This window comes from Brevundimonas sp. EAKA, assembly GCF_000698025.1.
GTDB classification, from domain to species: domain Bacteria; phylum Pseudomonadota; class Alphaproteobacteria; order Caulobacterales; family Caulobacteraceae; genus Brevundimonas; species Brevundimonas mediterranea_A.
The window spans coordinates 1-10,155 of the sequence record NZ_JMQR01000108.1; the positions used below are offsets into that span (position 1 = coordinate 1).

Here is a 10,155-nt window from a genome sequence, read left to right on the forward strand (position 1 = left end):
TCTTGGCCTTCATCACCTTGGGCGCCGGGGCCCAGTCGCCGATGGCCTTCAGCAGTTCGTCGATGCCGAAATGGCGCAGGGCCGAACCCCACAGCACCGGCGTCATATGGCCTTCCAGGAAGGCCTGCCGGTCAAAGGCCGGATAGCCGCCCTCGACCAGTTCGACCGCCTCGGCCAGGGCGTCCTGCTCGCCCGCCTCGAAATACTGGGCGGCCTGGTCCAGCGGCAGGGCGGCGGGGTGTTCGGGATCCTCGGCCGAACCGGCGATCTTGCGGGTATAGGGCTGGAAGCGGCCGGTCCCGACCTCGACCATGCCGCGCAGACGATTGCCGCTCTCGGCCGGCCACCAGATGGGCGCCGGGTCCAGCTGCAGCCGGGACGCGATGTCGTCCAGCAGGGTCATCGGGTCCTGGGCCTCGCGGTCCAGCTTGTTGATGAAGGTGATGATCGGGATGTCGCGCAGGCGGCAGACCTCGAACAGTTTCAGCGTCTGCGGCTCGATCCCCTTGGCGGCGTCCAGCACCATGATGGCGCAGTCGGCGGCGGTCAGGGTGCGATAGGTGTCTTCGGAGAAGTCCTCGTGGCCCGGCGTGTCGAGCAGGTTGAACATCTTGCCGTCGTGCTCGAACGTCATGACCGAGGCGCTGACGGAGATGCCGCGCTCCTTCTCGATCTTCATCCAGTCCGACCGCGTCCGCCGGTTCTCGCCCCGCGCCCGCACGGCGCCGGCCGCGCGAATGGCGCCCCCGGCCAGCAGGATGTGCTCGGTCAGGGTCGTCTTGCCCGCATCCGGGTGGGCGATGATGGCGAAGGTCCGGCGCCTCGCCGCTTCGGCGGCGAGAGTCCTTGAAGACTTGGCCGCTTCCTCGGGCAGTGTCAGTGTCATGGCGCGCGACTAGCGCGCCCGGGCGTGAAAGTCACTCGCTGGCGGGCGCCGGAGGCGATTCAGGGCTGTCTTCCGATGGAGACTCGGGCTGGGAGACTGTCGCGCCGTCAAGCGGCTCCTCCAGCGTGGGCGATGGCTCCCCGCCCTCGAGCGCGGCGATCATCCGCGCCGCCATGTCCGACGCACCGCCGCCGTGCGGATTATTCGCCAGGGGTTTAAGCAGCCTGACCGCGTCTTCCTTTTCGTCGGTTTCGATCAAGGCGGCGGCGTAGCTCAGGCGGACCTCGGCCAGTTGCGGCGCCCGTTCAAAGGCGAGGCCCAGCGTCAGCATGTCGTTCTCATTGGGATAGCCGGGCGCGCCGCTACGCATTTCGCTGATCAGCATCAGCGTCCGATAGTCGTTGTCGGCGGCGGCGTAGGCGCGGCTCAGATAGGTTCTTGCCTCGCGCTTCAGCGCCATGCTCTCGGCGGCGTCCTCGACGTCGCGCGCGCGACGCAGGCGCTCCTGGGCCAGGAACTGCAAGGCCTCGACGTTGTCGGGTTCGAGCTCGATCAGCCGTTGCAGGGCGCGTTCTCCAGCCGGGCGGTCGCCGAAATGCATGCCGGCGTGACCGGCGGCCAGCAAGGCCAGCGGGTCGTCGCCGTGGCGGGCGGCGATGCTCGCCACCTCCTGCCCCAGGGCGGCCCGATCCTCGTCCTCCACGCCGATTTTCAGTCTCTGGTTGATCAGCAGCAGGTCGTTCGCCGAACGGGGCAGGCGGGTTACGGTTATGTCCGCAGGCGGGAAGTCGCCCGTGATGACCCGCACGACCAGCGATCTTTGGTTCAGATATCGACGCAGGGCGGTGCGCAACTCACCCATGGTCATGCCGGTTGCGGTCTCCATGGCCTCCACAGGATCGCCGCCGTTGCCGACTGAGGTCAGATAGGCGCTCAACTGCTGAAGACGCGCGGGATCGCTGAAGAACCAATGGGTCAGCAACCAGGCGACAGGATAATAGGTTTCGCGATAGCTGCTGCGCGTAATCTCCGCCGGCCGCGACCGCAGCAGCATCTCCAGTGGGATCCAACTGCCGTTGAACAGCCAATAGGCCCGGTTTTCGCTATAGCCGCCCACCTGAATCTTGCCGCCGTCGATGTCGGCGGTCATGTAGTATTCGGCGAAACCTTCGACGAACCAGCCGGGATAGGCGGCCGACATGCTGCCCAACATGAAATGGTGGACGTATTCATGGAGCAGGATTTCGTCGTTCTCGCCGCGGACTGCCACCGCGAATATGTCTTCGGATGTCGGGAAATAGGTGCCCACGACATTCTGTGGGGTGGAGGGGTGCACTCGCAGCAGACCGGACCTGGAGTTCACCAGATAGATGGGCAGTTTGCGGGCCGGCGCCTCGTTCATCGGAAAGCCTGACCGATAGCGCATGACCCGGTCGAAGGTTTCCAGCTTCTGGACGTACTCCCTGAGCGAACGCTCGCTGCCCTCGCTATAGACGATGAAGCGTTCGCTTTCCGCCTTCTGCCAATCCGCACGCGCCGTTGTCGCCGTCAGAGTGAGCGCCGCTAAGGCGACCGCCAGTACGGCGCCCAGTCCGGATATCCTCATGGCCTGCTCCTCGTCCCCGCCGAACGGGACTGATTAGTCCCGTCTCCCCCGACCTTCGATTTGTCGCAAAGGTTGTGCGGAATCGTAAAGAGCCGTGTGCATGTCGCGCGAAGAATCCTGCTCTCTGCGCGCGATTTGCGCCACATCAAATAACCCCTCGCCATAAGGGGCTATTGGAGTCATTGTCGGGTCTGAGGAGACGATCAGGCCGTCAGAGCCCGGCGCTTCTCTCCCGGATCTATCCGGGACCATAGGGAAAGGAAATGACGATGGCTGTTATCCATCCTGAGGACCGCGCCGTCGGTCTCGACCGTTCGAAATTCGAGCGTCCGCACAGGCTGCACCCCGCTTTCGGACTGGTGATCGGCTTCGGCTTCATCTTCGCCGCAGCGGCCGTCGTCCACGCCTTGTTCACGGCGTTCTGAAGGCGCGACGACATTTGGCGCGGCCGTTTGACCGGTCGCTTCACGGAATAAACAGGCGTCTGGGGATCCGCCTCAGACGATGAGCGGAGGCGGTCAGGCGGCCAGACGGTTCCACACGGCGCGATCCGCCGCGATCGCGTCCAGCCGGCGGCCCTTTTCCTGCAACTGCCTCATCACCACGTCGGGCAGGGTGCAGAAGCGCGGCTCGACCAGGTCGGGATTGCAGGCGGCTGTCGGCGCGGCGAACAGGGCGGCGTTGACCTCGGGGCTGCGCTCGGCGATCAGCCAGGCCAGACGGCGCGCGCGGCCCGGATCGTTGCGGTGCAGCAGCGGATCCTCGGCGAACAGTTCGCAGCCCAGTTCCAGCACATAGTCGAAGCCCAGCTTCTCGAACCGGCGCGCGTCGGCGGGCGTGACCGGACAGGCCTCGTCCAGGTCGAACACGACGTCGTTCAGAAGAAACAGCATGGGCGAGACGCTTCTTGCGATCCGGACGGGAGGTCGTCCGTACACACAGCCTTACGCCCCAGTCGCTTGCGGTCCCGTTCACGGACGCGGTTAAGCCTTTCTGACCGGGCGATCCGGGAATTCTACGAAACGCCCACCAATCCGACCGCCAGATTCACCGCCAGGGCCAGGATCACCGTGTTGAAAACAAAGGCGGTCAGGCTGTGCACGGTCGACAGCCGACGGATGCCCCGATCGGCGATCTGGACGTCTGCCGTCTGGGACGCCACCCCGATGATCAGGGCGAAATGCAGAAAGTCCCAATAGTCGGGCTCGGTTTCGCCGGGGAAGATCAGGCCGCCCCGGTCCTTGCCGTGGTCGCCGTGCTGATAGAAGGCGTGGGCGTAGTGCAGGGTGAAGATCAGGTGGATGAAGGTCCAGGACAGGGTCACGGTCCCCAGGGCCAGCAGACCAAGAATCGGCGAGCCGCCGGCCTGCACCGCCTCCCCGACGACCACCACGATACTGGCCACCGCCGCCAGCAGGCTGAGAGGCAGCACGGCGCCGCCGGTCTGGTCCAGGGCCGCCGCGCGCCTGCGAATGGCGTTGGCGTCCTGGACCAGGGCCATGCGGGTCAGGGTGGCGGCGATAAAGACCGCGACCCCCGCGATCCAGCCATAGGCCATCCGGGTCAAAGCGCTTTCACCGGCCGGGATCAGCAGGGCGACCAGGATCACCACACCCAGGCTGGAAAACAGAACGCCGTACAGGCGCAGCGTGCGAAACAGACTCATGGTCGGATCATGACGCCCCATGCGCGTGCCGCAAGCGCTAGACGAAAAGCGAAGCGCCTGACGCAACGTGACCCTTGCGAAGCCCCGCACGGTCGGCTTAGCGTGATCACGCATTGTTACAGGCCCGGCGTCGCGCCGGAGAAAGGCCGCCATGACGTCCTATGAAGATCGCGCCGGATTGAAGGTCGCGGCCGAGCTCGCGGCCCTGATCGAACAGGACGTATTGCCGGGTCTGGGACTGGACCCGGCGGACTTCTGGTCCGGCGCGGCGGATGTCTTCGCCCGGTTCGCACCGGAGAACCGCGCCCTGCTGGCCCGGCGCGACGATCTTCAGGCCCGGATCGACGCCTGGCACGCCGCCCGCAGGGGCCAGCCCTATGACGTCGCCGCGTCCCAGACCTTCCTGCGCGAGATCGGTTATCTGGTCGAGGATCCGGCGCCCTTTTCCATCGGCACGAGCGGCGTGGACGCCGAGATCGCCCGCATGGCCGGGCCGCAGCTGGTCGTGCCGGTGCTGAACGCCCGCTTCCTGCTGAACGCCGCCAACGCCCGGTGGGGCAGCCTGTACGACGCCCTCTACGGCACGGATGCTCTGGGCGATCTGCCGACCGGTGGCGGCTATGACGCGGCGCGCGGCGCGCGTGTCGTCGTCCGCGCCAAGGCGTTTCTGGATGAGGCGGCGCCCCTGGCCGAGGGCTCGCACGCCGATGTCGCCGGCTGGTCGGTGGTCGACGGCGCCCTGGTTCCCGCCCTGCAGGATCCGGCCCAGTTCGTCGGTTTTTCCGGAAATCCGGCCGCCCCTGCCTCCATCCTGCTGGCGCACCACGGCCTGCACATCGAACTGGTGATCGACCCCTCGCACCCGGTCGGGCGCACCGATCCGGCGGGTCTGGCCGACGTGGTGCTGGAATCGGCCCTGACCACCATTGTCGATCTGGAAGACTCGGTTGCGGCTGTGGACGCCGCCGACAAGGTCGAGGCCTATCGCAACTGGCTTGGCCTGATGCGCGGCGACCTGGCCGCCACCTTCAGGAAGGGCGGCGAGACCCTGACCCGCGCGTTGGAGCCCGACCGGCGCTGGACCGCGCCCCACGGCGGCGACGTGACCCTGAAGGGCCGCAGCCTGCTGTTCGTGCGCAACGTCGGCCATCTGATGACCACGCCCGCCATCCGTCTGACCGACGGCTCGGACGCGCCTGAAGGGATCATGGACGCCGTCGTCACCAGCCTGATCGCCCTCTACGATATCAAGGGGCTCGGGGCTTTCGGCAACAGCGCGACGGGATCGGTCTATATCGTCAAGCCGAAGATGCACGGGCCGGATGAGGCGGGCTTCACCGACCGGCTGTTCGACGCGGTCGAGGATTTGCTGGCCCTGCCGCGTCACACGATCAAGGTCGGGGTGATGGACGAGGAACGCCGCACCTCGGCCAATCTCGCCGCCTGCATCCATGCGGTGAAGGACCGGATCGTCTTCATCAACACCGGCTTCCTGGACCGCACGGGCGACGAGATCCACACCGCCATGCAGGCCGGGCCGGTGGTGCGAAAGGCCGATATCAAGTCCAGCGCCTGGATCACCGCCTATGAGGCCCGCAACGTCGCCATCGGTCTGAAATGCGGCCTGTCCGGCAAGGCCCAGATCGGCAAGGGCATGTGGGCCGCGCCCGATCGGATGGCGGACATGCTGGAGCAGAAGATCGCCCACCCCCGGACCGGCGCCAACACCGCCTGGACCCCGTCGCCGACCGCCGCGACCCTGCACGCCCTGCATTATCACGCCGTGGACGTCTTCGCCGTCCAGGCCGAGGTGGCGACCCGCCCGACGCCGGGTCTGGACGATCTGCTGACCCCGCCGTTGGCGAACGGCGCCAACTGGTCGGAAGATGAGGTGGCGGCCGAACTGGACAACAACGCCCAGGGCATCCTCGGCTATGTGGTGCGCTGGATCGATCAGGGCGTCGGCTGTTCCAAGGTGCCCGACATCCACGACATCGGTCTGATGGAGGATCGCGCCACCCTGCGGATCAGTTCGCAGCATATCGCCAACTGGCTGCTGCACGGCGTCTGCACCCCCGATCAGGTGGATGCGGCCTTCCTGCGGATGGCGGCCAAGGTCGACGCCCAGAACGCCGGGGACCCGCTCTATCGCCCCATGGCCCCCGATCCCGCCGCCAGCCTGGCCTACCAGGCCGCCCGCGCCCTGGTGTTCGAGGGCGCGGCCCAGCCGAACGGCTATACCGAGCCGTTGCTTCATGCCTACCGGCTGAGGGCCAAGGCCCAGCATTAAAATCCGTCACCCTCGGACGAGCCGAGGGTGACGGGGCTGTGGTTCAACCCCCCGTCCGTCCCGGCGGCAGGCCGGGCGCCGGTTCCAGGGGGCCGTCCTCGTCTTCGGCCATCATCAGGTCCTCGGCGGCGTCGTTGCTGGCGCCCGAAGCGGAGACAGAGGGCTGGGCCTGGGGCGTGACGGTCGCCGCCGTCGCCGGGCGGGCGCCCCGGCCATAGCCGAGCCGGCCCAGGGCGTCGTCGCCCTCCAGGCCGAAGGCGCTGCGGATCCGCAGGTCGGTCTGGGGGAAGGGCACCTCGATCCCGGCGCCGTCCAGGGCGTCGGCGATCAGCCAGGTGTAGGCGGCGTGCATGGCCGCCGGCCGTTTGACCGCCTCGCGTGTCGGCCAGACCAGCAGTTCGAAATCCAGCCCCTTGTCGCCGAACCCCACCAGCCAGACCTGGCTCTTGCGCGCCTCGGTCTCGGGCAGGGTGAAGGGGCTGGCCCGGGCGCAGGCCAGAACCGCCTCGCGCACCCTGCCCCGGTCCGACCCATAGGCGACGGCGAAGGGTACATGGATGCGGCGGGTGTCGCCCTTCAGCGTCCAGTTGGTCACCGGCTGTTCGATGAAGCGCGAGTTCGGCACCAGGACATTGACGTTGTCATTGGTCCGCACCCGCGTCGCGCGCGGCCCGATCTCCATGATGGCGCCACGGATGCCGATGTCCTCGATCTCGATATAGTCGCCGACCGACACCATTCGGTCGAAGATCAGGAACAGGCCGGACACGAACTCCTTGACCACCCCCTGCAGGCCCAGGCCGACGCCGATGCCCACCGCGCCGGCGAAGACCGCAAGCGACGACAGGTTCAGCCCCGCCGCCGACAGGGCCGACATGACGCCGACGATGATGACGGCGTAACCCGACAGACGCTCCAGCAGGTACAGGGCCTGGCGGCTGCGTTCCGAACGCTCGCGCACCCGCCGCAGGGCGCGCGTCACCAGCCGCGCGACGATCAGGGCGACCAACAGGATGATCAGGGCGCTGACCAGGCCGCCGACAGTGATGCTCGCGCCCGCCACCCGAACGATCTGGGTGTCGTCGAGGGATTCGAGGCCGGCCTGGATGGGGGATGTCATAAGGGCGCAAGCGCGCGGCGAACGGCTCAGGTTCCAGAAAGCAACGAAGCCCGGCTGTTTTCACAGCCGGGCTTCTGGAAACTGGTGGAGCTTAGCGGAGTCGAACCGCTGACCTCTTGCATGCCATTAGGACTTTGTTCCTATTTCAAGGCTTTTCACGGCGTCTCATTTCGTTCCAAGCTACGAAAATGATTGGGAAAATAGCGAAACGTGGTACTGTATGAAATCAGCCGAAATGGGCCGCAAACGGCGTTTTTTGCTACCCATGCGCTACCTTTTTTGGAGCGTTTTGCATGCCAAAACTGACCCGGAAACTGATTGGAGAGCTTCCCGCTTCGGACGTCGAGTTCTGTGTCTGGGACACGCATGTCACGGGCTTCGGCGTGCGGGTCCGACCCGGCGGCGGGAGAAGCTACGTGCTCTTTTACAGGCTCGGCGGGCGCTTTCGGAAGCTCACGCTTGGCAAGGCCGATGGCGGCTACGGCCTTGATGAGGCCCGTGAGCGTGCAATCGAGAAACTCCAGGACGTCCGCGAGGGCATCGATCCTCAGGCTGAGAAGGTCGCCGATCGAAATGCGCTGACCGTCGCCGAGTTGACAGACCTCTATCTTGAGGAGGGGCCCGCACTAAAGCCGAACAAGAAGGAAGCCAGCTGGGTGACGAACCGGATCATGTTCGACTGCCACATCAAGCCGCTGATTGGCCGGCAGCTGGCCCGCGATATCACCGCCATGGACGTATCCCGAATGCAGCTCGACATCTCCCAGGGCAAGACCGCGCGGAACATCATGCTGGGCCATCGCCGCCGCTCGAAGGTGAGGGGCGGCAAACGCGTGGCCGCGATGGCGGTGATCACCCTCGGCGCCGTCTACGAGTTCGCGATCCGGGCCGAGTACCTTCAGAGGAACCCGACCAGGGGCGTGGAACGGTTCCAGACGGTGCGCAAGGAGCGATACCTGTCGGAGCGGGAGATCGCCGCGCTCGCCGAAGCCTTGGCGGAGTTCGAGCACGAAGACGAGCGTTACACCGTCATGGCGGATTCCGTCCGCTTGCTGATGCTGACGGGGTGTCGCAAGACCGAGATCCTCTCGCTCCAATGGGACTTCGTCGACTGGCAGAGGGGATGCCTACGGCTCCCCGAGTCGAAGACGGGCGCCAAGGTCGTTCCGCTGGCCGATGATGCCATTGCGGTGCTCAAACGGCGGTGGGACGAGACGCGGACGCCCGAACCCTCGCGAGGCCACAACTCTGGAGAGGCCGCGCTCGTGACCGGAGCAGGCTCGCCCTGGGTTCTCCCGGCGCTCAAGGGCGACGGGCATTTCGTGGGTCTTCCGCACCTCTGGATCAAGGTGAAGGCCAGAGCCGACACCATTCTTCAACGACGCATCAGCGAGCTGGGTGGCGATCCTCGGGAGGTTCGTTCGCTTGCGAACGTCCGCCTTCATGACCTGCGCCACAGCTTCGCGAGTTTCGCCATCGCGGACGGGGCGTCGCTATTCCTGGTGGGAAAGGTCCTGGGTCACAAGCAGGCGCGGACGACCGAGATCTACGCCCACCTCAGCGACGATCCGCTCAAGCTGGTCGCTAACCGGGCGGCGGCGCGTTTGTCGCAAGCGATGCGTTTCTAGCAGGCGATTCACGGCCCCTGTCGCACCCGCCGCCACCGCGTCGAAGTTTCAACCCAGTAGTCTGTCCATCGCGAAGTTGTGGATCGCCGTGCCGCGGACCTCGAAGTCTCGTCGATGAGATACGGTGAAGCCTTTGCGCTCAAACAGACCGCGGGCAAGTTCGCTGGCTTCGACATGAAGGCGGCGAATGCCGGCCTCGTTCGCCGTCACAATGAGCGCATCCAGTATCGCCGGGGCGACGCCGGTCCCCGCCGCATCCGGTCGGCAGTACAGGTGATCGATGTGTCCGTCAGCCTCAAGGTCGCCATAGCCCAGGATCTCGGTATCGAAAATCGCCGCTACCAGGGTGATCCGGCCGTCGCTCGCGCGGGCGTGAACCCGAGCCGGGTCCGCTGGAGCGGCCGCCCAGGCGGCGACCTGCTCCGGTGAATAGCGGCGCACGCCAAGCGTTCGCGCGGAGTCGAAAAACAGCCGCGCCATCTGGGGAGCGTCTGATGGCGTAGGGGCGAACGGTGAACGGCATCGCCAAACGTATAGTTTGCTCCCACTGACTGCGTCTATTATCTGTCGCCGTCAGATCATCGAGCCCCCAAGGACCGGAGACCAGAATGGCCGATCCCGTGACGCGCCCGCGAGGAGCGTCATGAGTGGAACAGGGATCGCCCGACTTGCACAAGCCTGACGGCTATGACGGCTATTGCACACCGCCAACGAACTGGACTCCTGCGGTCAGAACGAGTGGGCGCCTCGAGCCACGCTGGGCATGTTTTTGGCAGGAGTGAACGGGCGACAGAGCTATTCGACAAAGCTCAGTCGCCTGTTCGCGGGATCGAAGGGACCCGCAGAGGACCTGGCTCGGGGAGTCAACGCGGCGCTGGCCGTGCAGAAGGGCTCGTAGAAGGCATCTCGTCGTCCTCAGGCGACATCAATCTTCACTTGTATCACGCCTTTGATGGGTC

General features: G+C 66.0%; 9 protein-coding genes. 3 read left to right on the forward strand and 6 right to left on the reverse strand.

All coding sequences use genetic code 11. From position 1 onward, the window contains the following. Both ER13_RS13405 and ER13_RS13410 read right to left on the reverse strand, forming a co-directional pair. Positions 1 to 886, reverse strand: an 886-nt coding sequence (locus tag ER13_RS13405) for a GTP-binding protein (protein ID WP_155988158.1), incomplete at its 3' end; no start/stop codon positions are given. 31 nt (positions 887 to 917) lie between these two features. Next, a complete protein-coding gene (locus ER13_RS13410; RefSeq protein ID WP_035309994.1) occupies positions 918 to 2,492 on the reverse strand; it encodes a lipopolysaccharide assembly protein LapB in 1,575 nt (524 codons plus the stop codon). A 263-nt stretch (positions 2,493 to 2,755) separates the two neighbouring features. Between ER13_RS13410 and ER13_RS18495 the strand changes: the two genes are divergently transcribed. Continuing rightward, positions 2,756 to 2,917: a hypothetical protein gene (locus ER13_RS18495; RefSeq protein ID WP_008261793.1), complete on the forward strand. Its 162-nt coding sequence runs from the start codon at positions 2,756 to 2,758 to the stop codon at positions 2,915 to 2,917. 93 nt (positions 2,918 to 3,010) lie between these two features. On the opposite strand, the gene ER13_RS13415 is transcribed toward ER13_RS18495, so the two are convergent. Together ER13_RS13415 and ER13_RS13420 are read right to left on the reverse strand one after the other, a co-directional pair. Beyond that, the gene (locus ER13_RS13415) at positions 3,011 to 3,385 is read right to left on the reverse strand and encodes a hypothetical protein (RefSeq protein ID WP_008262635.1); all 375 of its coding nucleotides are present in this window, start codon (positions 3,383 to 3,385) and stop codon (positions 3,011 to 3,013) included. 122 nt (positions 3,386 to 3,507) lie between these two features. Beyond that, entirely contained in the window at positions 3,508 to 4,158 is a 651-nt protein-coding gene (locus ER13_RS13420) for a DUF1345 domain-containing protein (RefSeq protein WP_154725798.1), read from the reverse strand. A gap of 151 nt (positions 4,159 to 4,309) precedes the next feature. Here ER13_RS13420 and ER13_RS13425 point away from each other — a divergent pair, with 151 nt between their 5' ends. Next, the gene (locus ER13_RS13425) at positions 4,310 to 6,448 is read left to right on the forward strand and encodes a malate synthase G (protein WP_035309996.1); all 2,139 of its coding nucleotides are present in this window, start codon (positions 4,310 to 4,312) and stop codon (positions 6,446 to 6,448) included. Between the two features lie 43 nt (positions 6,449 to 6,491). Here the strand turns inward: ER13_RS13425 and ER13_RS13430 are convergent, their stop codons facing one another. Then, the gene (locus tag ER13_RS13430) at positions 6,492 to 7,568 is read right to left on the reverse strand and encodes a mechanosensitive ion channel family protein (RefSeq protein ID WP_035309998.1); all 1,077 of its coding nucleotides are present in this window, start codon (positions 7,566 to 7,568) and stop codon (positions 6,492 to 6,494) included. A 293-nt stretch (positions 7,569 to 7,861) separates the two neighbouring features. Here ER13_RS13430 and ER13_RS13435 point away from each other — a divergent pair, with 293 nt between their 5' ends. Continuing rightward, a complete protein-coding gene (locus tag ER13_RS13435; protein WP_035310000.1) occupies positions 7,862 to 9,196 on the forward strand; it encodes a site-specific integrase in 1,335 nt (444 codons plus the stop codon). 48 nt (positions 9,197 to 9,244) lie between these two features. Here the strand turns inward: ER13_RS13435 and ER13_RS13440 are convergent, their stop codons facing one another. Then, positions 9,245 to 9,676 carry a GNAT family N-acetyltransferase gene (locus ER13_RS13440; RefSeq protein ID WP_052005117.1) on the reverse strand — a complete coding sequence of 144 codons (432 nt, stop codon included), beginning with the start codon at positions 9,674 to 9,676 and terminating at the stop codon, positions 9,245 to 9,247. Positions 9,677 to 10,155: the final 479 nt, after the last annotated feature.